At 72.2% G+C, this 26,699-nt stretch carries 21 protein-coding genes; 8 read left to right on the top strand and 13 right to left on the bottom strand.

Going from position 1 to position 26,699, the window contains the following annotated elements:
- Positions 1-140 precede the first annotated feature (140 nt).
- From POL25_RS05540 to POL25_RS05520, 5 genes are all read right to left on the bottom strand, one after another.
- Positions 141-620 carry an SRPBCC domain-containing protein gene (locus tag POL25_RS05540; RefSeq protein ID WP_272084788.1) on the bottom strand — a complete coding sequence of 160 codons (480 nt, stop codon included), beginning with the start codon at positions 618-620 and terminating at the stop codon, positions 141-143.
- 6 nt (positions 621-626) lie between these two features.
- Positions 627-1,472, bottom strand: coding sequence for a hypothetical protein (locus tag POL25_RS05535; RefSeq protein WP_272084787.1), 846 nt, complete (start codon positions 1,470-1,472; stop codon positions 627-629).
- Between the two features lie 157 nt (positions 1,473-1,629).
- On the bottom strand, positions 1,630-2,193 hold the full coding sequence (locus tag POL25_RS05530) for an RAD23 family protein (RefSeq protein ID WP_272084786.1): 564 nt from the start codon (positions 2,191-2,193) through the stop codon (positions 1,630-1,632).
- 450 nt (positions 2,194-2,643) lie between these two features.
- Positions 2,644-4,017: a hypothetical protein gene (locus tag POL25_RS05525; protein ID WP_272084785.1), complete on the bottom strand. Its 1,374-nt coding sequence runs from the start codon at positions 4,015-4,017 to the stop codon at positions 2,644-2,646.
- Positions 4,018-4,585: 568 nt separating this feature from the next.
- Positions 4,586-5,896 (bottom strand): UDP-glucose dehydrogenase family protein, encoded by a 1,311-nt coding sequence (locus POL25_RS05520; RefSeq protein ID WP_272084784.1) that lies wholly within the window; start codon positions 5,894-5,896, stop codon positions 4,586-4,588.
- 56 nt (positions 5,897-5,952) lie between these two features.
- On the opposite strand from POL25_RS05520, the gene POL25_RS05515 reads away from it, so the two are divergent.
- Positions 5,953-7,812, top strand: coding sequence for a collagen-like domain-containing protein (locus POL25_RS05515; RefSeq protein ID WP_272084783.1), 1,860 nt, complete (start codon positions 5,953-5,955; stop codon positions 7,810-7,812).
- A 56-nt stretch (positions 7,813-7,868) separates the two neighbouring features.
- On the opposite strand, the gene POL25_RS05510 is transcribed toward POL25_RS05515, so the two are convergent.
- Positions 7,869-8,219, bottom strand: coding sequence for an Hpt domain-containing protein (locus POL25_RS05510; RefSeq protein WP_272084782.1), 351 nt, complete (start codon positions 8,217-8,219; stop codon positions 7,869-7,871).
- A 242-nt stretch (positions 8,220-8,461) separates the two neighbouring features.
- Here POL25_RS05510 and POL25_RS05505 point away from each other — a divergent pair, with 242 nt between their 5' ends.
- Complete coding sequence (locus tag POL25_RS05505; RefSeq protein ID WP_272084781.1) at positions 8,462-9,454, top strand: nucleotidyltransferase family protein; 993 nt, start codon at positions 8,462-8,464, stop codon at positions 9,452-9,454.
- An 82-nt stretch (positions 9,455-9,536) separates the two neighbouring features.
- Complete coding sequence (locus POL25_RS05500) at positions 9,537-10,076, top strand: hypothetical protein (protein ID WP_272084780.1); 540 nt, start codon at positions 9,537-9,539, stop codon at positions 10,074-10,076.
- A gap of 102 nt (positions 10,077-10,178) precedes the next feature.
- Here the strand turns inward: POL25_RS05500 and POL25_RS05495 are convergent, their stop codons facing one another.
- Positions 10,179-11,393 carry an FHA domain-containing protein gene (locus POL25_RS05495; RefSeq protein WP_272084779.1) on the bottom strand — a complete coding sequence of 405 codons (1,215 nt, stop codon included), beginning with the start codon at positions 11,391-11,393 and terminating at the stop codon, positions 10,179-10,181.
- 346 nt (positions 11,394-11,739) lie between these two features.
- Complete coding sequence (locus POL25_RS05490) at positions 11,740-12,153, bottom strand: CBS domain-containing protein (RefSeq protein ID WP_272084778.1); 414 nt, start codon at positions 12,151-12,153, stop codon at positions 11,740-11,742.
- A gap of 131 nt (positions 12,154-12,284) precedes the next feature.
- Here POL25_RS05490 and POL25_RS05485 point away from each other — a divergent pair, with 131 nt between their 5' ends.
- The 3 genes from POL25_RS05485 (at position 12,285) to POL25_RS05475 (ending at position 18,110) form a co-directional block, all read left to right on the top strand.
- Complete coding sequence (locus POL25_RS05485; protein WP_272084777.1) at positions 12,285-13,232, top strand: hypothetical protein; 948 nt, start codon at positions 12,285-12,287, stop codon at positions 13,230-13,232.
- Between the two features lie 397 nt (positions 13,233-13,629).
- The gene (locus tag POL25_RS05480; RefSeq protein ID WP_272084776.1) at positions 13,630-14,997 is read left to right on the top strand and encodes an efflux RND transporter periplasmic adaptor subunit; all 1,368 of its coding nucleotides are present in this window, start codon (positions 13,630-13,632) and stop codon (positions 14,995-14,997) included.
- A complete protein-coding gene (locus tag POL25_RS05475; protein ID WP_272084775.1) occupies positions 14,994-18,110 on the top strand; it encodes an efflux RND transporter permease subunit in 3,117 nt (1,038 codons plus the stop codon). The genes POL25_RS05480 and POL25_RS05475 overlap by 4 nt, the downstream gene beginning before the upstream one ends.
- A gap of 52 nt (positions 18,111-18,162) precedes the next feature.
- Here the strand turns inward: POL25_RS05475 and POL25_RS05470 are convergent, their stop codons facing one another.
- From POL25_RS05470 to POL25_RS05450, 5 genes are all read right to left on the bottom strand, one after another.
- Positions 18,163-19,302 carry a sensor histidine kinase gene (locus POL25_RS05470; RefSeq protein ID WP_272084774.1) on the bottom strand — a complete coding sequence of 380 codons (1,140 nt, stop codon included), beginning with the start codon at positions 19,300-19,302 and terminating at the stop codon, positions 18,163-18,165.
- Complete coding sequence (locus POL25_RS05465) at positions 19,299-19,931, bottom strand: cobalamin B12-binding domain-containing protein (protein WP_272084773.1); 633 nt, start codon at positions 19,929-19,931, stop codon at positions 19,299-19,301. Before POL25_RS05465 ends, POL25_RS05470 begins: the two co-directional genes overlap by 4 nt.
- 315 nt (positions 19,932-20,246) lie before the next feature.
- Positions 20,247-22,037: a TlpA family protein disulfide reductase gene (locus POL25_RS05460; RefSeq protein ID WP_272084772.1), complete on the bottom strand. Its 1,791-nt coding sequence runs from the start codon at positions 22,035-22,037 to the stop codon at positions 20,247-20,249.
- Between the two features lie 239 nt (positions 22,038-22,276).
- On the bottom strand, positions 22,277-23,050 hold the full coding sequence (locus POL25_RS05455) for a hypothetical protein (RefSeq protein ID WP_272084771.1): 774 nt from the start codon (positions 23,048-23,050) through the stop codon (positions 22,277-22,279).
- The gene (locus POL25_RS05450) at positions 23,047-25,179 is read right to left on the bottom strand and encodes a M1 family metallopeptidase (RefSeq protein WP_272084770.1); all 2,133 of its coding nucleotides are present in this window, start codon (positions 25,177-25,179) and stop codon (positions 23,047-23,049) included. The genes POL25_RS05455 and POL25_RS05450 overlap by 4 nt, the downstream gene beginning before the upstream one ends.
- A 136-nt stretch (positions 25,180-25,315) precedes the next feature.
- Between POL25_RS05450 and POL25_RS05445 the strand changes: the two genes are divergently transcribed.
- Together POL25_RS05445 and POL25_RS05440 are read left to right on the top strand one after the other, a co-directional pair.
- Entirely contained in the window at positions 25,316-25,864 is a 549-nt protein-coding gene (locus POL25_RS05445) for a tRNA (adenosine(37)-N6)-threonylcarbamoyltransferase complex ATPase subunit type 1 TsaE (protein WP_272084769.1), read from the top strand.
- Positions 25,865-26,327: 463 nt separating this feature from the next.
- Positions 26,328-26,525: a hypothetical protein gene (locus POL25_RS05440; protein WP_096326703.1), complete on the top strand. Its 198-nt coding sequence runs from the start codon at positions 26,328-26,330 to the stop codon at positions 26,523-26,525.
- The last annotated feature ends 174 nt before the right edge of the window (positions 26,526-26,699 follow it).

Here is a 26,699-nt window from a genome sequence, read left to right as displayed (position 1 = left end):
AGACATGACAATCCGTGTGCAGCCGTGCCATTCGCGCTGCGTGCGCGACCTGGAGCGGGGCCGCGGCGGCGGCCGGTCGCAGGATGGGCTTTAGGACATGTCCAGAAGGACATGTTCTCGGGCGGGCCGTAAAGGGGCCGTCAGCGGGCTTCCGGGGCGCTCGCAAGCGCCTCGGCGCGAGCCTTGAGGGCGCGAGCGTGGCGGTCGAAGCCGTCCCGGACCTTGGCCAGCGGGAGGAAGCGGGTCAACAGCCCGGCGAACTCCTCGCGGGTGAAATAGCGGGTGTGTCCGCCCGGCAGCGGGGTGATTTGCTGGATGCGGGTGGCGCGGACCAGGCCCAATGTCGGCAGGAGGCCGGTGAAGCGGTAGGCGAGCCGCCCGGGCCGCTCGCCGTCGGGGGCGGTGAGCTCGGTGATGCGCTCGCCGGAGCTGGCGCCGGTGCCGTCATTCCAGCGCACGCGCAGGCGCAGCGCGGCGTCCAGCGCGGCCGGCCCGGAGTGCTCGACGCCGACGATGAAGGGGTTCCATTCGTGGTAGCGCGGCAGGTCGAGCATCACCGCCCAAACGCACGCAGGGGAGGCTTCAATGTCGATCGTGGCTTCGGCGAAGGGTCGGGTCATGGAGCTTCACGGGGCGACTTCGGCCCAGACTTGCAGGTTGGCCCAGGTGGCGCCGTACCACGGATAGAAGCGATCTTCGGCCGGGCCCGGCAGGCCGAGGCGGACCACGGGGTCGCGGGTGACGGCGACGTCGAGCGGGTCGAGCGCGGCGGTGACCATCGGCCCGATCTGCTTGCCGCCGCTGAACACGGTGACCCGCGTGAGCCACGGCCTCGCCTCGAGGATGACGTGCCACACCTGTCCCGGAGACCAGGGACCGACGGTGTCGGCGGTGTACGCGAGGTGGTTGCCGACCTCGAGGCGGCTGGCGCTGGGCAGGCACTCGCCGCGGGCGCGATCCATCGGGTGATAAAAGACGGTGGCCAGGACCTTGCCGGCGGGCTGGGTGCCGAACACCGAGGCGATGCCGAAGTACTCGGGGCAGCCCTCGGGGTCCATGGCGATGATGTCGTCGAGGTTGGCGAGCGTCTGCAGGTCGAACTCGACGCGCACGCAGGTGAAGCCCTGGCCCGGCTGCAAGAACGGGCTCTCGAAGACGCTGCCGTCGGTGGTGGCCCAAAGGACAGGTCCGGGCCGATCGAGGACGAGGGCGTAGCCAGGGCAGGGGCCGGCGTCGACCGGGCCGTCGGTGCCGCTGGTGGCGCTGGTGGTCGGCCACGGGGTGAGCGTGGTCGGCTCCGGGTCGGTGGTCGTGCCGGTGGTGCCCGTCGCGTCGCCCGTGGTGGTTGCGGCGGCGGTGGTGTCGGTGGCAGGCCCGGAGGTGGTGGCGGCGGTGGGCTCGTCGCCCGGGCCGACGCCGCCGCCGCAGGCGAGCAATGTACTCAGGGACAGGTTACGCAGGACATGTCGCATGGGACAGGGACGATCGCGCCGGCGACCGCGACGCGCGGCCGACCGCGGTAGTGTATGCGGTCGGCCGCGCGGCGCGGCGTCTCCTCGGAGGACGATCGGGCGGGGCCTGGGGACCCCGATGGCGCGTGGCGGGCGCGAACCCGGGCGCGCGAGCCGTCTAGAAGCGGATCAGCAGGCCGCCAGGCGAGGCGCCGAGGCGGGCCATGCCGCTGTAGCGGTTGTGGCGGCTGAGCCGGGTCGTGTAGATGATCGCGGGGATGATCGCGGCGAGCGTGAGGGCGCCGAAGATCGGGGCCGCGATCGCGGCGGTCCGCCGCTCCTGGCTGCAGTCGACGGCGCGGGTGCGGTCGAGGTCGTCGCACCGGCGCAACATGCCCAGCGGGACGGCCGTACCGGCCATACCGATGCCGGTGAGCACCCACGAGACGGCGGTCTGGGCCCGCAGCTTCCGCCGCTCGCGCTCCCACTCGTGGGCCTGGATCCGCGGCGGGCGGATGCTCTGCGGCGGCGGGGTGGCGCTCGGCGGGCTGACGGACGAGGGCGTGGTCGGCTCGGTGAGCACAGGCTCGCTGGTGTCCGGCGACTGAGGCGTGCGCGCGGCGAGCAGGACGGGGGCGAGCCCGCCGGCGTAGCCGGAGCGGACCGGCGGAACCGGCTCGCGGGCGACCGCGACGGTCGAGGTGGTGAAGAGGACCAGAGTCAGGACTGTACGGACGAACATGGTTTCAGACTCCTTGACGTGAGAGCGAAGAGAGCGATCGCAATGGGCGTACCGTGCCGTCGCAATCGAGGTCGAGCCCGGCGGGCGCAAGTCCCATCATTGCAGTCGAGGTCGCCCGCAGCGGGCCGGTAGATCGAGCGGACACGTGCGTCTCCTGGGCGCATGCCGGGGGTCGATTCGCTGTATGTGCCGATTCGTGGCCTCGCACAAATTGATGGGAGGGGGCGCGTGACCGGCGATCGCGTGGCGACATTCCGCGGGCGCACGATCGCCTCGGGACCGCGAGGTGCCGGCGCCCGGTCGTCGGGCTCGTGCGCGCGTGGGCGCCCGGACCGCCGCGATGAACAGGATGTCTCTCGGGACAGGTAGAACGCCGGCCGGCGAGCAGACGACGGCGCCGGCCGCGAGGCGTGGCTCGCGGCCGGCGGCCGGCGGATCGGTTTAAAAGAATCACTCGAGCGCGATCGTCAGCTCGTAGGTGCCGCCCTCGGAGGCCTCGGCGCTGAGGCTGACCTTGACGTAGACGGGGCCGGCGACCGCGAGGGCGGTGCTGGTGAAGTCTTCGTGGTAGGCGAAGTCGGGCGAGGGGCCGCCGAGCGAGGTGGTGCAGTCGGCGGCGAATACCTCGACGACGGTGTCGGTGGTCGGCTGGCCGGGCTGGGTGCGCACGTGCACGGTCTTGCCGACGTCGGCGGCCCCGGCGGTGAACACGAACCAGTCGACGTCGCTGTTGTCGCGCAGCTCGCCGAGGGTCGACGACGCGGCGGTGACCGGGGTGGCGGCGGCACAGTCGTCGTTCGGCTCGGCCTCGGGCGGCGGCGGCGGGGCGGTGGCGAGGTTGATGGTGTAGGCGTGGGCGTCGGCGCCGGTGGCGTCCCAGTAGATGACGTAGATCGGCGCGGCGCTGTTGCTGTCGACGACGACCCGCGCGTCGGCGCCGAGCAGGTCGGCGAAGCGGCCGCTGGCGGGCAACACGGCGAGGATGGGGCTCGCGCCCTCGATGTCGGCGGTGACGGAGAGCGTGAGCCGGGTCGGCTCGGCCGGCGGGGTGAACTTGTACAGCTTGGTGCCGAAGGGTTCCTTCAGCGCGCCGGGGTTGTCGCCGACCTCGAGCGGGAGCGGGGTGCGAGCGGCGATCGGGAGGATGTCAGGGCCGGTCGACCGCAGCTGGGCGCCGGCGAGACCGCTGACGACGGTGAGGTCGTAGGTGCCGGCGGCCACGGGGACGTCGACGAGCAGGGCGAACTCGGCGGTGTACTGCTGGGCGTACAAGTAATCGACGGTGAAGCCGGGGTCGTCGAAGGTGAGGGTGTTGTCGATCGGGTCGAACGGGGTGGTGATGTCGCGCTGGACGAGCTTGCCGTTCAAGATCGATCCGGCGGCGCGCGTGCCGTTGAGGACCTTGAAGGCGAGGGGCGCCTCGAGGGTGAAGGCGCCGGCGTAGACGACCTCGACCTCGCCCTCGCGCACGGTGACGTCGCGGGCGCCGAGCGCGGCGTCGTCGTCGACGGTGATGCGCGCGACCAGGCCGGTGGGGCTGGCGACGCGCACGCTCTCGACGCGGATGCCGTCGCCGAAGTCGACGAGGGCGGCGTCGGTCCACTCGGTGTCGTCGCCGCCGATGGTGATGTCGAGGGTGCGCTCCAGGAAGGCCCGGCTGGGGTAGACGGTGCTGATGCTGGGCTCGTTGCGCGGCTCCTCGGGGGCGAGCGCGACCGGGTCGGGGGCGCTGCGCTGGGCGGCGAGGAGCTGCGAGAGGCGGGCGCGGGCCGAGGGGTCGGCGGCGAAGGTGAGCAGGGTGATGACAGTGGCTTGCAGGATCATGGGTTCTCCAGGCGCGAGCGACGAACACGCGGCGCGTCATGCATCGAGCGCGTCGTCGCAATCGCGGTAGAGCCCGCAGAGACCAGTCTGCGGGCGGTTCGAGGACGATCCCGTATGGGGCGAGTTACCCCGGCGAACAATCCGACATGTGTGACGGCGCGGGCGGTGCCGGTCGCGGTGGTGAAGTTGCGGCGAGGTGGGCGAGGTTCACGGGGCCGCGGGGCGACTGCCCGATCGCCGGCGCGGTGATGGCTGCGGGCGTGGCGTCGGGGGCTGAGGAGTGGAATGCGCGGTCGCTCGAGCGCCTGCGGGCGTTGCGAGGCGAGAGGCGCGAGAGCGTGAATGGACGGTCGGGCGCCCGACGCGAGCGGGCGCTCGGTCGAGCGTCAGGGGCACGACGACAGCGCCGGGCCGCGCGGGCGGTCGCTCGCGCGGGCCGTCAGGGGCACGAGCGGGCGGCGAGCGCCGGCTGTCCGAACGGGCATGCGCGAAAGTACATAGGCTTCAGGACATGTCCGGATGAACATGTCCTGAGAGACTCACGAGCGGCGCCGCTGCGCCCGGGCGGTCAGCGGCCGATGCCGGCGTATTCGAAGCCGAGGGCCTCGACGTGCTGGCGGTCCCACTGGTTGCGGCCGTCGAACAGGTGGGTGCCGGCCATGATCCGCTTGAGGCGCTCGAAGTCGGGGCTGCGGTACTCTCGCCACTCGGTGGCGAGGATGAGCGCGTGGGCGCCCTCGGCGGCGTCGTAGGGGTCGGCGGCGAGGGTGCAGGAGGCGGCGACGTGCGGGCTGAGGTTGGCGATGAAGTTCTTGCCGGCCTCGGGGTCGTGCAGGCGCAGGCGAGCGCCGTCGCCGACGAGGGTGCGGACGATCTTCAGCGCCGGGGCCTCGCGCACGTCGTCGGTGTTGGGCTTGAACGACAGGCCCCACACGGTGAAGGTCTTGCCGGCCAGGTCGCTGCCGAGCCGCTGGCGCAGCTTGCGGACGATGACGAGCTTCTGGGCCTCGTTGATGCGCTCGGCGCTGGCGACGATCTCGAGCGAGTGGCCGAACTCGCGGGCGGTGGTGAGCAGGGCGCGGATGTCCTTGGGGAAGCAGGAGCCGCCGTAGCCGACGCCGGGGTAGAGGAACTTGTTGCCGATCCGCGGATCGGAGCCCATGCCGCGGCGCACCAGCTCGACGTCGGCCCCGAGCGCGTCGGCGAGGTTGGCCATGTCGTTCATGAAGCTGATGCGCGCGGCGAGGTAGGCGTTGCAGGCGTACTTGGTGAGCTCGGCCGAGCGCGCGTCCATGAACAGGATCCGGTCGCTGGTGCGGCAGAACGGCTGGTAGAGGCGGTGCAGGACCTCGCGCGCGTGCGGGTCGTCGGTGCCGACGATGACGCGGTCGGGGTGCATGAAGTCGTCGACCGCGGCGCCCTCTTTGAGGAACTCGGGGTTCGAGACGACGGTGAACGGGACGCGGGTCTGCTCGCCGACGATGCGGGCGATCCGCTCGGCGGTACCGACCGGCACGGTGCTCTTGTCGACGATGATCGTCGGCCGGGTGATGTGGCGCCCGATCTCGCTCGCGGCCTGGTAGAGGTACGACAGGTCGGCGCTGCCGTCGGCGGCCGTCGGCGTGCCGACGGCGAGGAAGATGACGTCGCCGTGGACCGCGGCCTCGGCGTTGCTGGTGGTGAAGCGCAGGCGCCCGGCCTGGATGTTGTGCTCGACCAGCGGCTCGAGCCCGGGCTCGAAGATGGGCAGCTTGCCGGCCTTGATCGAGTCGATCTTGCCGGCGTCGATGTCCGCGCACAGGACATCGTTTCCGTAGTCGGCGAACACCGCGGCGGCGACGAGGCCGACATACCCTGTACCGATGACGCTGAGCTTCATGAGGCGCGCGGGAGGATACCGAAACAGCGTCGCGTCTGCTACGGTGGCCGGTGCCCGTGGCGACGCCGAGCGAGCCGAGCGAATCCGCCGAGATCACTCGGTCTGCCGCGCTGTCGCGGTTCGTGTACTTGCTGCCCGTGATCGGCGCGCCGCTCGGGATGGGCGCGGCGATCTTCGCGTCGTTTGCGATCGCAGGGTGGCACGTGACGCACTCGGCGATCGTGCAGGTCGAGCCGCAGTGGGTCGCGGGCGAGCCGGTGGCGGCCCGCGTGCAGGTGTTGAACGGCGCCGGTCAGGCGGTGCCGGAAGCGCAGGTCGAGGCGACGCTGCGGCGCGGCGAGGAGCGCGCGTCGCTCGGGACGCTGCGCGACGCGGCCGCGGTGGGGATGGCGCAAGGGCGGCTGACGGCCCCTGACTGGGCTCCGGGCCCGGCGACGCTCGAGCTGGCGATCTCGGGGCACGAGCAGTTCCGCGAGGTGGTCGAGGTGGAGCTCGTCGCGTCGCGCGCGCTCCGACGCGGGACGCCGACGGTGTCGGGTTCGACGAAAAACTACGCGGACGACACCGAATCGCAGCCCGAGAAGCTGCGCATCGTGCTGCGTCCGCTGGGCCGGCTGGCGGCCGGCTTCGAGAACGCGCTGGTGGCCCGCGTGACCGACGCGGAGGGAAAGCCGCGCCAGGGGCCGGTCGAGGTCCGCCTGCTCGACGGCGAGTTCGGGCCGCACAAGTCGTCGGCCGACGCGCCGGCGACGGTCGTGCGCGGCGAGACGGACGCGGCGGGGCTGGTCCGCGTCGCCGGGCTGCTGGCCACCGACGTGGTCCGCTTCGAGGTGCGGGCGCTGCCAGGCGCTCAGGACATGTCCGTAGGGTCAGGTGCGGAAGGACCTGCTGCGAAGGACGTGTCCGAGGGAGCAGGTCCGAAGGGGAAGGTCGGGCCGAAGGGGAGCGCGAGCAAGGACGCGGGCGCGAAGGATGCGGGGGCGAGCGCGGAGGACATCGCGCGCGAGGCGAAGGGGCCGGGGGCGAAGGACGAGGACGGGAGCGCGGCGAAAGACGGCGCCGCGAGCGTCGAGCCGGTCGCGGCGCGGAAGTTCCGCATGGTCAGCTTCGCGGGCGCGGTGACGGTCGACGCGGCGCCGTGGACAGCGGGGGCCGGCGACACATTGACGATCAAGGCGCGCGGGCTGCGGCCCAAGCGGGCGGTGTTCGTCGACGTGCGCGGGCCCGACGGGGCGTGGGTCGATACGCTCGAGCCGCCGGTGGTCGGGCCGGAGCCGCCGCGCACGTGGTCGTCGGCCGGGCTGTCGCCGGGGCTGGTGCAGGTCGAGGCGTATCACTTCACCAACGCGCCGGGCGAGTCGTCGGCGCTGGCGCGGGTGGTGCTCGGCCCGGGCCCGGGGCAGAAGCCGGCCCTTTCGACGCTGATCGGGCTGCAGCGCGAGCGGCTGGGCATGCCGCGGGTGGAGAAGGAGTTCGACGCCGCGCTCGAGGGCAAGTACCTCGACGCGCTGGCGACGGTGAGCCTCGATGCGGAGGCGCAGCAGCTGACGGAGGCGTGGCTGATCGGGACGCTGCCGGTCGAGATCCACGGGCCGCCCACGGCGCTGACGACCCGCGGGCGCGAGGACGCGGACATGACGGCGCTGCGCCGGCTGTGGGCCGGGCGCGTACGCCTGCTGCTGCTCGGCGGCGGCGGGCTGTTCCTAGCCGTGACGACGCTGCTGATCGTCGTCAGCCACCGCGGCGCGGCCGAACGGCTGGCCCGCGAGATGCTCGGGCATGGCCCCGAGGTGGCGGTCGAGGTGCGCAAGGCCCAGCGCGCGGTGCTGTGGCGCGCGCTCGGGCTGCTGGCGTCGATGGCCTTCGGCCTGGTGCTGACGGCGGCGGTGCTCGACAAGCTGTTCTGGCAGACATGACCGAAGGGTCATGGCCGAGCGGGCATGTCCAGCGGGACATGACCGTTCGGACAGGGTCAGCCGAACGCCTGGCGCAGGCGCTGCTCGAGCTGGTCGAGGGCGGCGCGGAAGGCGTCGATCCGCGGGCCGAGGGTCGGCAGGTTCTCGGGGACCGCCAGCTCCTCGATGTCGCGGCCGTATTCGAGCAGCGGGCCGCCCGAGAGGTTGGCGAGGGTGCCGACCACGCGGTGGGCGATGCGTCGCACCGCGCCGGCGTCACCGGCCGCGAGCGCGGCGCAGAATTCGTCGTGGATCTGCGGCAGATCGGCAGAAAAGAGGCCGACCAGCATCGCCAGGAGGTCTCGGCGACCGCCGAGACGCGCGAGCAGTTCGGCTTCGTCGACCTCTACGGGAGGCGGCGCTTGCACGTCGTCATCCTCGCGGATCTCGGCGCGCGGCGCAAGCTCGCGGCGGACCGAGCAGCCGCGAGGCCCCGTTCGCGCCGCGCCGCGTGGGCGAACCGGGCGACACCACCGGCGCGGCGAGGAGGCCGCCCGGCGAGCTCGGCGGGCGTGTTGCGGGCGGCCCCTCGCGGGGCGCAGCGAGCCGACGGACGCAGTTCCAGCCGATTCCTTGGGGGCCCGATCGGGCGTTGCTATGGTGCGGCGTCATGAACGCTCCGCGCGCGATGATCCTCGCCGCCGGCCTCGGCACACGCCTCGGCGATCTCAGTGGCTTGCGCCCGAAGCCGATGTTGCCGGTGTGCGGCACGCCCCTGGTCCGCTGGGTGGCGCTGTGGTTGCGCTCGCAAGGAGTGCGCGAGGTGGTGGTCAACCTGCATCACCTCGGCGAGCAGATCGAGGCCGAGCTCGGCGACGGGTCGAAGCTCGGGATGGCGATCGCCTATTCGCGCGAGGACGGGGAGATCCTCGGGACAGGTGGCGCGCTGCGTCACGCGAGGCACCTGCTCGACGACGGCAGCGGCAGGCCGATCGTGGTCGTCAACGGCAAGATCTTGCTCGAGCTCGAGCTGGCGCGCGTGCTGGCGACGCACCGCGCGGCCGGGGCCGAGGCGACGATGGTGCTGCGCCCCGACCCCGAGGCCGAGCGCTGGGGCAGTCTGCGCGTCGACGCGGCCGGGCAGGTCGTGGGTTTGCTCGGGGCGCACAGGCCCGGCGCCGAGGCGGCCGAGCCGCTGATGTTCACGGGGGTTCATGTCCTCGAGCCGCGGTTCTTGGACCGCATCCCTCCGCAAGGGCCGCAGTGCGTGATCCGCACGGCGTATACCGAGCTGTTCCACAGCGGCACAGGCCTCGCCGGCGTGGTGACCCGCGATTATTGGTGGGAGCACTCGACGGTGCAGCGCTACCTGCAAGGCGTGGCCAACGTGCTCGAGGGCCGGGTGCGCCTGCCGTTCGCGGAGCGGCACCTGCGGGGCGTGGCCGCGAGCGCGACGATCGGTGCGGGGGCGCACGTCGATCCGGCGGCGTGGATCGGCGAGGGCGCGGTGATCGGCGCGGGGGCGCACGTGGGCCCACGAGTGCAGATCGGTGACAGGGCCGTGATCGCGCCCGGTGTGCGCCTGCGCGACGCGATCGTGTGGGACGGGCTCGACGTCACGCGCGATGTCGAGGGGACTGTGCTGTCCGAAGGGACAGGCTGATCGAGCGCCGCGGGCGGACGCGAGCGCCCCCGGTTCGGCGGGTACCTTGACGATGTTCGCGCCGGTCCGCTATGTCCCGCCCATGCACTCATTCAAGATGACCTTGGGCGCGGCGCTGGTCGCCGGTTCGATGTCCGGCTGCGTGATCAGCACCGGCGGCACCGACACGAACTTTACCAGCCTCGGCACGACGACCGACGCCACCGACGGCACGGCCGGCACCGAAACGACCGAGACGACCGAGACGACCGCGGGCACCGACTCGACCGACGGCACCGCGACGGACTCCGACGGGACCGACGGCACCGAGACGACGCCGACGACCACCGCGCCGACGACGACCGACGCGACGACGACGACCACCACGACCACCACGACCACGACCGACACCGGTGGTGCGCTGTGCGGCTGGAGCCCGCGCGACAACTACTACAGCTGCGGCTTCGAGGGCGAGGACCCGGACGGCACCAACCCGATCGCTTGCCCGACCGGCCTGGTCGAGGGCGATGCGTGCGCCACCACCGGCCTCACCGGCCAGGGTTGCTGCGACGAGGACGGCAACAACTGGTACTGCGGCGAGGAGATGGGCGCCGAGATCGCCGTCCTCTCGACCTGCTCCTGAGCGAGACCCGGTCCCGCTGCCTCGGCCCTCCGCGCGTACGCACGCGGGGGGCCGACGCGTTTCAGGCCCGGCCCCCGCGTCGCTCGCGGGGGCCTTCGTGCTTCAAGACTGCGCCTCGGCGCGGCCCATGAGCTCGTCGATCTTGGCGCTCAGGAACTGCGACAGCTGCTGGGTGGTCGAGACCCGGAACTGCGCCAGCTCGAACACCAGCTTGGTCTGCTTGTCGAACTTGAAGAGGCTGGTCTTCTCGACCTCCATGGACAGCTGGAGGTTGGCGCCGAGGTACTCGACGGCGAGGTTGATGTCGGTGATGCCGAAGTCCTTGCGGGCCTGCACCGGCGGCTGGAACTTGCCGGTGAAGCGCTGGCCGAGCGGCTCGGGGTCGAGCTCGGCGAGGCGGTAGTCGAGGGTGCCGAGGGCGTCGCGGATCTTCTCGATGTCGAGGTTGCGGACGGTGATCGGGCTGGCAGCGGCGATGTCGTAGGCCCACTCGATGTCGACGTAACCGCGGACCTCCCAGTGGACGTCGCGGCCCGAGGGCGAGGTGCCCGGCGGCACGCGCAGCTGGAAGGTCAGCGGCAGGACCTCGTTCTTGGCGGTCCGCCACGGGCCCTGGCGCACCAGCACGCGGTCCCACACGTGGCCGTTCTTGGGCCCGCGCTTGTGGTGCTCGACCAGCTCGACGAAGATCGAGGCGACGGTCTCGTTGTCGAGCGCGGTGAACTCGAGGTAGCCGTCGATGAGGGCGGCGTTGGTGAAGGTGTCGCCGCGCAGCGCGATCAGCAGCACGCCGTTGTTGTTGGAGCCCTGACGCCGGTAAGCGTAGTCGGCGGCCTTGGGCGCCAGGGTCCCGCCGATCCCCAGCATCGTCTTCATCGGCCCGCCCTGCGACGGCGGGTCCTGGAAGGCCGCGGCGGTGGCCGCGACCGGGCTGGTCGGCGCCATCTTGGCCAGCTTGCGCGACTCGATCAGCGCCTTGAGCTCCTCCGGCATCTCGCCGAGCACCGTGGCCCCGCCCTGACCGCCGCCGATCCACTCGACGAGCAGCGGGATGTGGCCGAGGAACACCTGCTGGCCCGGCTGCAGCGGCTGCGAGTCGGCGCCCACCGGCTCGCCGTTGATCCACGTGCCGTTCGACGAACCCATGTCGCGGATGACGAGCCGGTCGCCGACGAACGCGACCTCGGCGTGGCGCCGCGAGACGCTGACCTCGCTGGTGGGGAGGCCGCAGGTCGGGTCGCGGCCGAGGAGGACGCGCGGGTTGCCGGCGTCGAGCTGTACGGAGGCGCTGCCGAGCTGGAGCTTGACCTTGTGCATGTCCCGCATGGCAACCGCATTCGCTTGCAGAGTCAACAGGGCCGGGGAAAAACGGCGCCATCACGGCGAATCGCGATCGCTCGCGCGATCGCGTCCGGGCCATGATCATGCGGTCGTGTCCGGTCCCGCGGGCGGCTCGCCGAGCTCGACCGGTGGGGGGCTACGGCCTCCACGGCCGCGAGCTCGCGCGCGTGGACGAGGCCTGGCGCGTGATTGCTGCCGGGACGAGATCCCAACAATGACGAAAGGTGGGCGCAGCGCGACCCCGCGGGCCGCGAGACCGAGGCGCGCGAAACGACGCGCGCCTCGCTTGCAATGACAAGAATGTCCGTGGGGACAGGCGCGATCAGGCGGCGGCCGGCTCCTCGTTGAGCAGGACCAACAGGACCTCGAGGGCGTCGACGACGGTGAAGATGCCGTGGAGCTGACCGCCGCGCATGACGAGGGCGGCGCCGATCTTGCGCTGGGACATCTCGGCGACCACGTGCGCCAGCGGATCGTCAGGGTCGCAGACGTAGGGGTCGGGGGTGCACACCGCCTCGACGGTGGTGTGCTGCGGGTCGAGGCCCTGGGTGGCCATGATGTGGCCGAGGTCGCGATCGGAGACGATGCCGACGAGGTGACCCTGGGTGTAGACCGGCAGGTGCCGGACCTGCAACTGGAACATCCGGGTGTAGGTGTCGACGAGGTTGAGGCCGCCGTCGATGACGTGCGGCTCGCGGGTCATGTACTGGCCGACAGTGGGTTGGGATCGACGCATGCGAACTCCTCCGGGCGAGAGTTTGACCTGGATCGTGCGATCGCGCCAAAACGAGGCTCATGGGGCCATGCACACTGGTATAGGCGATCGTGCGCGCGACACCGCGGGGCTCGCGTGGTATGGGTCGCGGCATGCATCGAGCTGCGATCCTCATGTCGGCGCTGGTCGTGGGCGGGTGTCCGCAAGGCTCCGGGGACGACACCGGGGCGACCGAGACCGCCAGCACGTCCGCGACGACGAGCTCCGCGACGGACGAGGGCACGACGACGGCGGGCTCGACGTCGCCGACGACTTCGACGACTTCGACGACTTCGACGACGACGACGTCGAACTCGACGACGACGGGCCCGACGACGGATGAGGTGACCTCGGCGACGACGGAGGCGAGCACGGAGGCGACGACCGACGGGGTGTGCGAGCTGCCGCCGCTGGCCGCGGAGGTGCTCATGACGCTCGGCTTCAACGTGTTCGGGCAGGCGTACGAGGGCAAGCCCGGCGATGTGCTGGATCTGTCGGTCGGCGCGATCGAGTGTTGTTATATCAAGCAGCCGGTCGAGGCGTGTGTGGCCTACTCGATCAGCCCCGTCGAGGGCGCCTCGATCGACGCCGCGGGGCAGCTGACGATCGCGCCCGACGTGGCGCCGGGCGCGACGTTCACGGTCACGGCCGACGTCGAGGACGGGGCGAAGGTGCTGACGACCGACGTGTTCGTGTACACGCCGGAGTCGAATCCATTCGTCGGCCTTTGGCATGAGGTCGCGCAGCTGCCGTGCGGCGGCGGGGTCGAGGTGGCGCCGGAGGTGGCGATCCAGGAGCTGTGGTTCCGCGCCAGCGGCGAGGTACGGGTGACGTGGCTGCCGTTCGAGATCTACTTCGACTACTGGTCCGATTATACGTACGACCTGCCGACGGGCGAGCTCGAGATCGTGCCGTCCGGTGGCAACTACGTGCCGGCCGACGTCGACGGAGCGGGCACGTTCAAGCTCGAGGGGCAGCAGCTGGTGCTCGAGGACCTGTGGCTCGGGTCGCCGCAGAACGGGATGAAGCCGGCGAACTGCGGGCACCGCTTCGAGCGCTAGCCGGCGGAGTATGTACTATGGGGCATGTTCACGAGGACATGCTCACGAGAACATGTCCATGAGGACATGTACAATAGTTTGGGTCGATCGCCGGGCGGTGAACGCGGCAGCGGGGCACGGCGCGGGTGGTGAGCCCGAGGCGGCGGTCTGCGGCAGCAGGAGGGCCGATCTCGGGCGGGCGGTGGCGCGCGGCGCGGAGAATCTGGCGTGCGGGTCGAGCGTCGGGGAGAGTTCTCGCCCGGGACTCGCTTCGGTGTGAGGGATTCTCCTCGCCCTCCTCGGTGCATGTCACTACATGATTCTTCGGACATGTTGTAACGGGAACGTAATCGCGGCGCCAGCGCCGGCGCGGCCGCGACTGCGGGTGACGGCGGCGGTGTAGAGTCGGCGTCGACGCATGTCGACTCCCACGCACGACAAGCCCCTGTTCCGCAGCGTCGCCACGTTCGTCGCCTTCGTCCTGGTCGGGGTCGGCGTGTACGCCTGGCTGCAAGCCTCCCGCGAGGCGCCGCGCCAGCGCAGCGCCGCGGTGCAGGGCCGTCCGGTCCGCGTGCTCGAGCTGGCGCCGCTCGAGGTGGTGCCGCGGGTGGTCGGCTACGGCGCGGTCGAGGCCCAGCGCGAGTGGCAGGCGCTCTCGCAGGTGTCGGGCACGGTGGTGGAGGTGGCGGACCGGCTCGAGCCGGGGCGCATCGTGCAAGAGGGCACGGTGCTGCTGAAGATCGATCCGGGCAGCTACGCGATCGAGCAAGGCCGTTCGGAGGCGGTGGTGAAGGCGGTGCGGGCCCAGATCGCGGAGATCAAGGCGCGCGAGGCCAGCGCGGCGTCGAACCTCAAGATCGACGAGCGCTCGCTCGAGCTGGCCCGCGGCGAGCTGGCGCGGGTGCGCTCGCTCTACGACCAGGGCGCGGCGCCGCTGACCGACGTCGAGGTGGCGGAGAAGGCGGTCATCGTCGCCGAGAAGACGGTGCAGACGTTCCGCAACACGCTCGGGGAGCTGCCGGCGACCCGCCGCGTGCTCGAGGCGCAGCTCGAGCAGCAGCAGGCGGGGGTGGCGACGACCAAGCTCGAGCTGGCGAAGACGGAGATCGTGGCGCCGTTCACGATGCGGCTGCGCGAGGTCAACGCGGCGCTCGAGCAGGCGGTGACGGGCGGGCAGGCGCTGATCGTCGGCGACGGCATCGACGTGTTCGAGATCCCGGCGCAGGTGCCGGTCGGCAGCCTGGGCTCGCTGATGCCGCCGCGGCGGCCGGAGGAGACGAAGCAGGCGCCGGGTGGGCCGTCGCGGCTGGAGTCGATCGAGGCGATCGTGCGGCTCGAGGGCCAGGGCGTGCAGCGCTCGTGGAAGGGGCGGTTCCGCAGGTTCGGCGGCATCGATCCGAACACGCGGATGATGATCGCGGTGGTCCAGGTCGACGACAACCGCGAGGCCGGCGGACCGCCGCAGGGGCCGCGGCTGAACCGCGGGCTGTACGTCGAGGTCGAGCTGCGCGGGCCGCCGCGCCCCGACTGCCTGGCGGTGCCGCGCGCGGCCTACCACGACGGGACGCTGTACGTGGTCGGGGCGGAGGACAAGCTCGAGCTGCGCAAGGTCGAGGCGGCGCTGGTGCAGGAGGAGTACGTGTGCGTGACCGGCGAGGTGCAGGCCGGCGACAAGATCGTGCTGACCGACCTGGTGCCGGCGCTGGCGGGGATGCTGCTGGCGCCGCGCGCCGATGACGAGGGGACGGCCGCGCTGCAGCGGGCGGCCCGCGGGGAGGCGTCGTGATCGTCTACTTCGCGCGGCACCCGACGGCCGCAAACTTGTTGATGCTGGTGTGCGTGATCCTCGGCATGGTCGCGCTGCCGGGGCTCCGGCGCGAGTCGTACCCGGAGTTCGAGCCGTCGCAGATCCGCATCAGCGCGGCCTATCCCGGGGCCGACGCGGAGATCGTCGACGAGACGCTGGTCCAGAGCATCGAGGAGGCGATCGCGGGGCTCGACGGGGTGGCGGTGATGACGTCGCAGGCCCGCGAGGGCTCGGCGTCGATCACGATCGACGTCGAGGACAAGGTGCCGCTCGCCGACGTGCTGGCCGACGTCAAGTCGGCGGTCGACGGGCTGCGCGACCTGCCGCCGGACCTCGACCCGCCGATCGTGGCGGCGGCGACCCGCCGCGCGCCGGTGGCCTCGATCGCGGTCACGGGGCCGATGTCGGCCCAGGACCTGAAGCTCTACTGCGAGCAATTGCGGCGCGAGCTGCTGCGCGACGAGCACGTGGCGCAGGTCTCGATCGCGGGGTTCTCGACCCACCAGATCCTGATCCAGCTCAAGCAGTCGGCGCTGGCCCGCCACGGGCTGTCGGTCGCGGACGTGGCGGCGGCGGTCCAGGCCCAGAGCGTGGACAGCCCGATCGGGACGATCGAGCGCGCCGGCGGCGACATCCTGGTCCGCTACTCGGACAAGCGCACGGAGGTGTCGGCGCTCGCCGAGCTGGTGGTCAAGGGCGCGGCCGGGGGGGCGGAGATCCGGCTGGCGGACGTGGCGAGGATCGAAGACACGTTCGCGATCGAGGAGGAGCAGACGCAGTTCAACGGCGAGCGCGCGTGCACGCTCGGGGTCACGAAGACGGCGTGGCAGGACAGCCTCGACGTGCTCGGCTCGATCGAGGGGTTCATCGCCGAGCAGGAGCTGCGCAAGCCGACCGGGGTGACGCTGACGCTGACGCAGAACGTGGCGTCGGCGGTGTCGGACCAGATCGGGCTGCTGTTCACGAACGCGTGGCAGGGGCTGCTGCTGGTGTTCGGGACGCTGTGGCTGTTCTTCCACGTGCGCCTGGCGTTCTGGGTCGCGGTCGGCCTGCCGGTGTCGGTGCTCGGGTCGCTGTGGGTGCTCGGCCAGCTCGGTCAGACCATCAACATGATGACGATGATGGGGATGCTGGTCGCGCTCGGCCTGGTGATGGACGACGCGATCGTGCTGGCCGAGAACTTCGCGGCCCACCGCGAGCGCGGGGAGTCGGCGATGCGCGCGGCGGTCGACTCGGTCAAGGAGGTCGCGTCGGGGATCGTCTCGTCGTTCCTGACGACGGTGGCGGTGTTCCTGCCGCTGATGGGCATCGAGGGCCGGATCGGCCGGGTGCTGCAGGTGATCCCGATCGTGCTGGTGGCGGTGCTGGCGGTCAGCCTGGTCGAGGCGTTCCTGATCCTGCCGAACCACCTGGCGCACACGTTCCGCGACGTCGACCCCAACCAGAAGAGCAAGGCGCGGGTGTGGTTCGACGCGGGGTTCGCCCGCTTCCGCGAGCGCCGGCTCGGCGGGGCGGTCGATTTCGCGGTGCGCCACCGCTGGGCGACGCTCGGGCTGATGGTGGCGCTGCTGATCGGCTCGATCGGGATGCTGTCGAGCGGGCGCCTGCGCTACGTGGCGTTCCCGGCGGCCGAGGGCGACGTGGCCGAATTCCGGCTGGCGCTGCCGCCAGGGGCGCCGCTGGAGCGCACGCAGCAGGAGGTCGATCGGGTGGTGGCCGCGGCCTGGCGGGTGAACGACACGCTGACGCCGGAGCAGCCGGAGCAGCAGCCGCTGGTCCGCAACGTGTCGGCCCGCTTCAACTACAACGCCGACGTGACCGACGAGTCAGGGCCGCACCTGGCGACGGTGTCGGTCGACCTGCTCGGGATCGAGAAGCGCTCGACCACGCTCGAGAAGTTCTCGCGGGCGTGGCGCGAGGCGACGGGGCCGCTGCCGAGCGCGGCGGTGACGAAGTTCGCCGAGGGCACCAGGGGCGGCCCGGCCGGCAACGCGATCGAGGTCGAGATCCAGAGCGAGGACCTCGAGCGCGCGAAGGAGGTGTCGCAGCGGATCCAGGCGTGGTTCATGCAGAACCCGGGGGTGTTCGACGTCGGCGACAACCTCGATCCGGGCAGCGAGCAGGTGCGCGTGCGCCTGCGCCCGGGGGCAGGCTCGCACGGGCTGACCGGCAGCGCGGTGGCGCAGCAGGTCCGCTCGGCGCTGACGGGCGTGTCGGTGCAGACGTTCCACACCCACGGCGAGGACTACGAGCTGTACGTCGAGCTCGAGCAGCGCGGCCGCGACACGATGGCCGACCTCGAGCTGATGCCGATCACGGTGGCGCCGGGGATCAACATGCCGCTCGGGTCGCTGGCGACGATCGAGCTGTCGAGCAGCTTCGCCCGCCTGAACCGCCGCGACAGCGTGCGCACCGTGACGGTGACGGGCGGGGTGTCGGCGGAGGAGGCCAACGCGTCGGAGCTGATGAGCCGCTTCATGGCCGAGGCGGCGCCGGAGATCGAGCGCGAGTTCCCGGAGGTCCGACTGGCCGCCGGAGGGGCGGCCAAGCAGTCGGCGGAGGCGCTGAGCTCGATGCTGACGCGGATGATGATCGGGCTGTTCGCGGTGTTCGCCCTGCTGAGCCTGCAGTTCCGCAGCTTCGTGGCGCCGCTCATCGTCATGCTGGCGATCCCGTTCGCGTTCGTCGGGGTGATCTGGGGCCACCTGCTGATGGGCATGCCGCTGTCGTCGCAGAGCATCTTCGGCCTCATCGCCATCTGCGGGGTGGTGGTCAACGACTCGATCCTGCTGATGGAGTTCATCAACATGGCCCGGGTCCGCGGCGACTCGCCGACCTCCGCGGCCGGGCAGGCCAGCCGCGACCGCTTCCGCGCGGTGCTGCTGACCTCGGCGACGACGATCGCCGGGCTGTTCCCGATCATGTTCGAGACCAGCCGCCACGCGCAGTCGCTGATCCCGGTGGCGGCGTCGATCGTGTTCGGCCTGGCGGCGTCGACGGTGCTGGTGCTGATCGTGATCCCGGCCGCGTACGCGGTGCTGGCCGACCTGGGCCTGGCGCCGCAGCCGTACGCGGGCGACGAGGAGGCGTAGCGGTCCGGGGATATGACTCATAGGGCATGCCCGATCGGGCATGTCCCATGGTTTATGTCCCCGAGGGCATGTCCGAAGGGGCGCGCGGCAGCTCGAGCACGAAGGCGGCGCCGACGGGCGTGACGTCCTCGACCCACAGGTCGCCGCCGTGGAGCCGGGCGATCTTGCGGGCGATGTAGAGCCCGAGGCCGGCCATGCCGGCGTGCTCGCCGCGGCCGAAGCGCTCGAAGATCTGGTCGCGCAGGCCGGGCGGGACGCCGGGGCCCTGGTCGCACACGGTGCAGCGCAGGCGCGCGGGCTCTTCGGTGATCGCCACGATGATGGTGCTGGCGGGCGGGGCGTGGCGCACCGAGTTCTCGAGCACGTTGCCGAGGACCTGGCCGACCCGCACGCCGTCGACGACGAGCCACGGGTCGGCGGCGCGGCAGCGCAGCTCGAGGGTGAGGCGGGCCCGCTCGGCGGCGCCCTGGACGGCCTCCATGGCGTCGTGGGCGAGGTCGACCAGCGAGACGCGGCGCCGCTCGAGCGCGACGACGCCGCCGCCCAGCCGCGCGGCCTCCAGGACCCGGGTCATCAGGGCGTCCATGCGCGCGACGTTGCGGGCGATGAGTCCGCCGCGCCGGGCGACCTCGGCCGCCGACGGACGATCGGCGCCGCGCGTCAGCATCTCGGCCTGCAGGCCGATCGTCGTCAGCGGGGCGCGCAGGTCGTGGGCCATCGCGGCCATGAAGTCGTCGCGCAACGCGCCCAGCGCCTCGAGCCCGGCCCGCGCGGCCTCGATCTCGACGGCGCGGCGGCTGAGGTCGCGGGTGAGGTTGGCCAGCTCGCCGTGGCTGGCGAGCAGCCGCCGCTCGAGGTCGACGCCGTACCGCGGGTCGAGCGGGGCGGCGACGAGGAGGTGCTCGCGCGGCTGCAGCGGCACGACCAGGAACCGCAGCGGCCGCGCGTCGCCGGCGTCGCACACCACCTGCAGCTCGAACACGGCAGCGGTGGCGGCGGCCAGCGCGGCGGCGAGCTTGGGCGCCGAGGCCGTGGCGACGAGCGCCTCCATGCGGGCGCCGCCGCACGCGCACGGGCCGAGCAGCGCGCGCACGGCGGGGCTGGCGGCGACGATCTCGCCGTCGACGAGGTGGAGCACGACGAGGCCGTGAGGCTGGGCGAGCAGGGCGGTGAGCAGCGAGCCGTCGCTCATGGTTTCCACCTCCGCGCCCACTCGACGGCGGCGCGCGCCGACGACAGCACCGCGCCGGCGCCGGGCGGCAGATCGAGGTCCTCCTTGCCGAGCATGCCCGCGCCGCCGACGAGCAGCTTGGGCGCCGGGGTCAGGCGCTGCAAGCTGGCGACGAGCGGGGCGAGCCCGCGGCGACCCGGGACCATCGTCACCGAGAGCACGACCAGGGCCGGGCGTGTCTGCGCGACCCGTTCGAGCAGCGCGGCGTCAGAGACGTCGGCGCCGAGGAACATGCCGTCCCAGCCGTCGAGCGTCAGCAGGTCGGCGACCATGCGCGCGCCCAGCTCGTGGAGCTCGCCCGCGACGCAGGCGATGATCGCCGGCGGCCCGGGCGGCGGCCACGGGAACTCGGGGTACAGCGCGCCGAGCACCGACTGCGCGAGCGCGGTGGCCACGTGCTGCTCGGCGATCGTGATCTGGTTGCGCGCCCACATCTCGCCGATCCGCGCCAGCGCGGGCTTCACGACGTCCTCGTACAAATAGTCGACCCCGCGCGTGAACGCCTCGCGCGCGCAGGCGTTCGCGGCCGGATGATCGCCGGCGAGGAGCGCTTGCGCGAAGCGGTCGCCCTGGGTGGTTTCGAGAGTCACGACAAAGCCCCGCTCCGAGGGCGCAGCGCTCGCGCACCGTGGATCCGCGAGGCTCGAGCGTAGCACCCGGCAGGCGGCGCTCCCGAAGAGGCCGACGCCGGCGGGCTGACCGCCGCGCTGCTGCCGACGCGGCGCGCCGGGCCGCAGTCAGGCGGACGTGCGCTCGCCGGGTCCGCGGCGGCGTGGCGGCGGTCGCGGCGGCGGGCGGTCTACCGCGACGCGGGCGCCGTCGCGGCCCTGACAGCGGATGACTTTAAAGACATGTCCTTTTGAGAATGTCCTGAAGGACATGTCTTACGGGGCATGTTATCGCGGTCAGATCGGGCGGGGGGCGCGGGCCAGCGCGCGCTCGAGCGTGGGCCGCAGCCTCTCGCCGCGGAGGTCGGCGCCGAGCTCGAGGATCTTGCCCTCCTCGTCGACGAGGACGCCGGTGGGCACGCCGGAGAAGCCGAAGCGAGCCATGACCTCGCGCTCGCCGGCGAGGCCGACGAACGCGTGCGTCCACGGCATCGACCAGTGCTGGGCGCGGAAGTCCTGGACGACGCCGGGGCCCTGGTCGAAGGAGACGAACACGAACTCGATCCGCGGCTGGGCGACGGCGCCGAGCTTGTGCAGGCCGTCGGGGCCGGGGCCGGGCGCGGCGCCGTTGATCGCCGCGTAGGCGGCGTGGATGTCGGGCATGTCGGCGACGCAGGGGCCGCACCAGGTGGCCCAGAACTCGATGAAGTAGAGCTTGCCGCGACGGTCGGCCTGGGACACCGCGGGGGCGCCGACGTCGAGGGCGGGGAAGCGAAACTCGGGCAGCGGCTTGCCGCGCTGCAGGGCGCGGTCGGGGTCGAACTGCTCGGCGAGGTACTTGGCGGTGAAGGTGCCCTCGAACCGCGGCTCGCGGGCGCTGGCGTACAGCTCGGCGACGCGGTCGTCGAGGCCGCGGTCGCGGGCGCGGTAGAGGAGCAGCGAGAGGGCGTCGAGGGCGGTCCCGGCGTCCTCCTGGGCGGCGGCGCGGGCCAGCCACGCCTCGGCGCGCGCGGCGAAGGTCTCGTCGGCGGTGTCGAGGACGCGGGACAGGAGGTTGGTCAGGTTCCAGAACGCGCTGAGCCGTCGGTCGAGCGGATCGACGCGCGCGAGCAGCCAGTCGGCGCGGGCGCGGGCGTCGGCGTGGTCGTCGTGGCCGGTGAACAGATCGAGGTGGGCGAGGCGGAGCAGCAGGCGGGTGTCGTCGTCGGCGGCGGCGTCGGCCTCGGCGAGCGCCTCGGCGGCGAGCGCGGCCATGGTCGCCCGCCAGGTCGCGTCCGGGACGAGCAGCTTGCCGTCCTGGTGCGTCATGCTCTGCTGCAGCGCGGAGACGCGGGGCTGCCAGGCGTCGCGGAAGAGCCGGAGGGCGCGCATGCCGGACGGCTCGCCGCGCCACTCGAGCTGCGCGGGCCGGTCCGCGGGCGGCAGCCTGGCGAGGTCGAGCTCGAGCGCGCTCTGGCCGACGAGGTCGACGACCGACCAAAAATCGCCGCCGCCGTCGCTCTCGTGGCGGTCGGCGAGCGGGCCGTTGTAGGTGCGGCCGGTCCCGCTGTCGAGCTGGTAGCGCAGCCTGGCGGCGCGGGGCGGGCGGCCCGAGAGGTCGAGGCGATAGGCGCCGGCAGGGCCGCGCGGCGCGGTCCGTGATTCGGCGCCCAGCTGCGCGCCGGCGGCGTCCTGCCACTGCAAGTGGACCTGCAGCGACGCACCAGGCTCGGGCCGCGCGTAGGTGCCGAGGTTGCCCGTGACCTCGACGGGGCCGGTGACCTGCAGCGCCTGCACGAGCTGGGCGTGGTCGACGGCAGAGACGGCGAGGATGTACATGCCGGGCTCGATCTCGACGCGGAAGCTGCCGTCCTCGCCCAGAGGGCCGCGCGCGGCCGGCTTCATGAAGCCGTTGCGGATCAGCGCGAACTCGCCGGCGCGCAGCGGGCTGCCGTCGTGGGCCCGGAGGCGGCCGGTGACGCTGCCCGCTGCGGCGGGCGTTTCGGGGACGACGGCGACGTTCGCCTCCGGAGCCGGCGCAGGGCCGGCCGGAGCTTGGGCCGCAGGACCGCAGGCGACCAGGGCGAACAACCAGGAGATCCTGCGCATGGACATTCGCCGGCATCGTACCACGGCGGGCGGGGCCGGTGCTGCGAGGGAACGGCGATCGGCGCGAGCCACAGCGCCGGAGCGCCGGGGCGGCCGCTCGGGCCGGAGCAAGGATGTCCTGCGAGACATGTCCCTCGGGACATTTTTTATAGATGCGTCCCTCGAGACATGTCCCTTGGGACATGTTTAAAAATGTGTACCGGGGGACAGGTGATGCTGTCCCGAGAGGCAGCCGCGGATCAGTCGCGCCGGCTGGCCTCGACGGCGACGGCGACCCGCCACAGCGCCAGGAACACGGCGACGCAGGCGAGGCCGCGGGCGGACCAGGACGCCCAGGCCTCGCCGCTGCCGTGCACGGCGATCACGACGATGGCGCCGGCGATGGCCCAGCGGGCGAGGGTGAGGGCGCCGGAGGCGAGCCACAGGCGCGGGCTCCTGGCCACGTCGGCGCAGGCGCGCAGGTACTCGCGCGGGTGGACGCCGCGCTCGCCGCGGAGGACCCGGCGGGCGGCCGCGAGGTCGCCGGCGCAGGTCGCAAAGGTCAGGAGGAGCACGAGCACGACCAACTCGACGAGGGCGTGCGCGCCGGCCAGGGCGTTGGCGACGAAGCTGAGGACGACGCGCAGGACCAGGCCGTAGAGGCCGATCAGCGCCAGCACGGGCAGGTTGCCGAGGCTGGCGCGGCCGAACTCGGCCCACGCGCGGGTGCCCCGGTCGCTGGCGTCGCCCAGGCGCAGCAGCACGCCGCCGCGCACGAGCAGGGCGATCGCGGCGCCGAGCAAGCCGCTGGTGATGGCGGCGGCGACGAACACGGTGAGGATGGCGGGGTTCTGGACCAGCAGCTCGGCGAGGGCGGCGATCAGGCGGTGCGGGTCGGTCCACACGCGCCCGCCCATGGCGGCGCGCACGGCCCCGGCGACCGGCTGGGCCAGGCCCCAGGCGAGGCCGAGCTGGAGGGCGCACAGGCCCAGCCACAGGCCGGGGACGCGGAGCACGCGGCGCAGCGCGTTCACAGGCCGAGACCTCCGAGCACCGCGAGGTCCATGGCCTCGTGGAAGCGGGCGACCGGATCGCTGAGGCCGTCGGGGGTGCGCTGGCCCGGGCCGCGCACGCGGTTGTCGAGCCGCTCGCCCTCGAGCAGGAGCTTGTCGTCGGGGTCGATCGCCACGCCGGCGAGCTTCTTGCCGGGGAAGGTGAACACGCGGTAGCGGGCCTGGCCGTCCCACCACAGCCGCTCGCGCGCGCCGCCCTTGAACGCGAACTCGATCTCGACCGGGACGCGGAACTCGCCCTCGCGCACGATCAGCGCGAAGCCCTCGCTGGCCTCGTCGCCCAGCTCCTCGCCCTCGGGCGCGGGCTCGGGCTCGATCAGCGCGAGCGCGCCGTCCTGGCCGCGGCGCCAGCCGGCGTCGCCGACGGCCCGGCGGTTGGCGACCCGGGTGACGGCGAAATCGACCGAGGCGGTGGTCTCGATCGCCTGGGCCAGGTAGTCGGCGACGTCGAGGTCGACCGGCTGGCCGTCGGGACCTGTGTCGGAGATCCTGACCTTGGGGCCGATCTCACGCAGGAGCGCGGCCCGCAGGTCGGCGCCGGTCGGGTGACGGAAGCGCCAGGTGTCGCAGTAAATGCGGAAGGCGCGGTCGAATTTCTCGGGGCCGACCAGCGCGCGCAGGGTGTGGAACACGGCGGCGGTCTTGCGGTAGACGGTGCCGCCGAAGGTGCCGGTGAAGTCGCGGTAGTCCTCGGCGCGGCGGTCGACGGGGTCGAGCTCGGCGGCGGTCTGCAGGGCGACGCGGATCATGTCGATGGTCGACACGCGCTGGTTGCCGATGCGGGCGATGGTGGCGTCGTCGCCGAGCCAGTCGTCGAGCGCGAGGGTGTTGGAGAACGAGTTGATGCCCTCGTCGAGCCACGGCTGGGTCGCCTCGTCGGAGGCGAGCAGGCCCTGGAAATACTGGTGGCCGAACTCGTGGATGGTGGTGAACTCGCCGGTGAGCAGCTCGTGGATGCCGAGCAGGCGCAGCGGCAGCGGCACGCGCAGGATGTCGGAGGTGGTGAAGAAGGTCGGGTACTCCATGCCCTGGGCGCCGCCGGCGGACTCCGGCGGGTGGACGATGGTGATCGTCGACCACGGGTAGGGCCCGAAGCGAGCGTCCATGCTCTCGAGCGCGGCGACCTGGGCGTCGAGGTGGCGCTGCACGTCGCCCGCGAGCGCGCGCGGGACGAGCTGGCGGATCCTGACGTCGCGCCAGGTATCACCGTACTCGAGGAAGTCGGGCGAGGCGGCCCAGGCGAAGTCGTGCACGGTGTCGGCGCGGTACCGCAGCCGCTTGCGCCCGCCCTCCGGCGGCCGCTCCTCGACCAGCACGCCGGATGCCCCGACGACCATGTCCTCGGGGACATCCAGGTGGACGTCGTAGTCGCCGAAGTCGGCGTAGAACTCGCTGTGAAGCGTGAAGACGTGGGCCTGCCAGCCGCCCTCGTGGCGCACCGCCAGCTTGGGGTACCACTGGCCGACCATGTGGAACTCGCCGTCGTAGCCGGTGCGCGCGAACACCCGCGGCAGCTGGGTGAAGAAGTCGAGCTCGACGGTGATGGTCTCGTCAGGGCCGACCGGGCGCGGCAAGGCGAGCGAGCCGAGGCTGGGGTCGGCGCCCTCGACGAGGGTGAGTGGGGTGGCGGCAGCGTCGCGCTGCTCGGGCGCCTTGAAGTCGGCGCTCGGTCCCTGCGCGAGCAGGCGAGCGGCGCGGACGTCGATGTAGCCCCACTTGCCCTCGCCCTTGTCCTGCCGCGCGCCGCGGTGCGAGCCGCGGGCCTCGGCCATCCACGCGGTGTCCTCGGCGCGGAAGCCGTTCATATAGAGGTGGAGCACCAGCGCGTCGACGGGGGCGCGGGTGCTGTTGCGCCAGGTGATCCGCGCGGTGCCGGTGACGGTGTGTTTCTCGGCGTCGAGGCTGGCGTCGAGGACGTAGTCGGCGAGCTTGATGCCGGCGGGGATGGGGCCGCGGACGTCGAGCGGTCGCAAGGGGTCGACGGGCTCGGCCACCCGCCGCTCCGGCGGCGGCCCCGGCTCGCACGCGACGGCGCCGACGAGGGCGCACGCGGCGGCGCGGCGGAGGAGACGAGAGCCCACTGCGAGCATCGGACCAGCCCTGTACCACCGGAGTTTCGCGGCGCACAAGGCCGCCCGGGCGACGCGCGGCGTGTACACTCGCGGCGTGAGCGCAGGGCCGACGAATACGGGCGCGGACGCCGAAGGCGCCCCACGATCGCGGGAAATGACCGACCTCGACCAGGAGGCGATGGCGCTGCGCGGGCGCGCGCTCGGTGCGAGTCTGCGAGCGGGCGACGTGGTGCTGCTCCACGGCCCCATGGGCGCAGGCAAGACGACGCTCACCCGTGCGATCGCCGTCGGGCTCGGCGTGTCTCATCCCGGTCGGGTCCAGAGCCCGACCTTCACCCTGTGCATGGTCCACCACGGCCGCGGCCCCAGCCTCGTCCACGTCGATCTGTTCCGCCTCGGCGGCGACGACGACGAGGGCCTCGGCGGCGGCGCAGGGTTCGATTCCCTCGACCTCGAGGAGCTGCTGCTCGAGTCCGGTGCGCTCGGCGAAGCGGCCGAACAGCCGAGCCTCGAGCGCGGGACGGCGATGATCGTCGAGTGGGGATCTCGGTGGCGTTCGCCGCCCGCGGACCACCTGGCGATCACGCTTTCGCGTCCGTCGGCGGACCGCAGATCTCTGTTCGCCGCGGCCACTGGCCCCCGTGCAGCCGCGCTGCTGTCCGCATGGTCGCTCGCCTGCGAGGACCTCGCTGCTTCCTCTTAAAGGAAGGAGCGACGCAGCTGCGAGTGACCCGGCCGGCGATCGTCACCGCTGCGGGCAGATGCGATCTTCTGCACCTCGCAGGTTGTGACGCGGGCTTCAGGGAGATCGGACTCTGCTCGCAGCATCGACATGCGCCGCGCCGACGTCGAGCAATTCGGCGGCCGCGGCGGCGCTTAGAGGCCAGATTCATGGAATATCGCCGCTTTAGCGGGGTCGCATCCGCGGCAGCGTCGGTGCGATCGGCGGGCCCGACTAGTCCGTCAGACCTAAGGTACACGGGCCGCTACCCCCTCCCCGCTGGCCCTCCCCGAAAAAAGTTGGCTCCTACGCTGCAAATTTGCCTTTGCAGAGCAGATGTTCCGGATTATGGTCCTTGCCGAGCAACGAGGTCGGGCTTCTCCGATCTACCGCGACCTCCTCCACATTCTCGTCCCCACGGACGTACGAGCGAAAGAACCCAACAATGGCAACCAAGAACAAGGCACCCAAGGAAATCCTCGTCGTCGGCAGCAAGGTCAAGGACGTCATCCGCGACGCGGGTCTCCGCAGCGATGGTGAGCTGATCCAGGCCGTGTCCGACAAGGTCCACGAGCTCCTCGGCGCCGCGATCGAGCGCTGCAAGAGCAACAACCGCAGCACCGTTCGCCCCTACGACCTGTAGGCCGTCCGACCCGCGAGGGTCGCACGCAGCGAACAAAAAGGCCGCTCCCGTCCGGGGCGGCCTTTTTTCGTGCCCGGCGACCGACCGGCCGAAATGTCGTGACCGACGATTGCCCGGTCCGCCGGCAATAATTGCGGCGAGCGCCACGGCAGATCGGCCGCACAGCGAGCGGCA

The organism is Nannocystis bainbridge, from assembly GCF_028368995.1.
Lineage (GTDB): Bacteria > Myxococcota_A > Polyangia > Nannocystales > Nannocystaceae > Nannocystis > Nannocystis bainbridge.
The sequence above is the reverse complement of the archived record's forward strand: the minus strand, read 5'-3'. Positions and strand labels throughout refer to the sequence as shown.

What these genes read in the sequence shown, in the direction of transcription:
- POL25_RS05505 (WP_272084781.1), top strand. Translation starts at nt 8,462, where the DNA reads ATGAACGCTCCGCGCGCGATGATCCTCGCCGCCGGCCTCGGCACACGC.
- POL25_RS05525 (WP_272084785.1), bottom strand. Translation starts at nt 4,017, where the DNA reads ATGATCCTGCAAGCCACTGTCATCACCCTGCTCACCTTCGCCGCCGAC.
- POL25_RS05500 (WP_272084780.1), top strand. Translation starts at nt 9,537, where the DNA reads ATGCACTCATTCAAGATGACCTTGGGCGCGGCGCTGGTCGCCGGTTCG.
- POL25_RS05450 (WP_272084770.1), bottom strand. Translation starts at nt 25,179, where the DNA reads ATGCTCGCAGTGGGCTCTCGTCTCCTCCGCCGCGCCGCCGCGTGCGCC.
- POL25_RS05495 (WP_272084779.1), bottom strand. Translation starts at nt 11,393, where the DNA reads ATGCACAAGGTCAAGCTCCAGCTCGGCAGCGCCTCCGTACAGCTCGAC.
- POL25_RS05485 (WP_272084777.1), top strand. Translation starts at nt 12,285, where the DNA reads ATGCATCGAGCTGCGATCCTCATGTCGGCGCTGGTCGTGGGCGGGTGT.
- POL25_RS05440 (WP_096326703.1), top strand. Translation starts at nt 26,328, where the DNA reads ATGGCAACCAAGAACAAGGCACCCAAGGAAATCCTCGTCGTCGGCAGC.
- POL25_RS05480 (WP_272084776.1), top strand. Translation starts at nt 13,630, where the DNA reads ATGTCGACTCCCACGCACGACAAGCCCCTGTTCCGCAGCGTCGCCACG.
- POL25_RS05490 (WP_272084778.1), bottom strand. Translation starts at nt 12,153, where the DNA reads ATGCGTCGATCCCAACCCACTGTCGGCCAGTACATGACCCGCGAGCCG.
- POL25_RS05540 (WP_272084788.1), bottom strand. Translation starts at nt 620, where the DNA reads ATGACCCGACCCTTCGCCGAAGCCACGATCGACATTGAAGCCTCCCCT.
- POL25_RS05520 (WP_272084784.1), bottom strand. Translation starts at nt 5,896, where the DNA reads ATGAAGCTCAGCGTCATCGGTACAGGGTATGTCGGCCTCGTCGCCGCC.
- POL25_RS05530 (WP_272084786.1), bottom strand. Translation starts at nt 2,193, where the DNA reads ATGTTCGTCCGTACAGTCCTGACTCTGGTCCTCTTCACCACCTCGACC.
- POL25_RS05460 (WP_272084772.1), bottom strand. Translation starts at nt 22,037, where the DNA reads ATGCGCAGGATCTCCTGGTTGTTCGCCCTGGTCGCCTGCGGTCCTGCG.
- POL25_RS05445 (WP_272084769.1), top strand. Translation starts at nt 25,316, where the DNA reads ATGACCGACCTCGACCAGGAGGCGATGGCGCTGCGCGGGCGCGCGCTC.
- POL25_RS05535 (WP_272084787.1), bottom strand. Translation starts at nt 1,472, where the DNA reads ATGCGACATGTCCTGCGTAACCTGTCCCTGAGTACATTGCTCGCCTGC.
- POL25_RS05470 (WP_272084774.1), bottom strand. Translation starts at nt 19,302, where the DNA reads ATGAGCGACGGCTCGCTGCTCACCGCCCTGCTCGCCCAGCCTCACGGC.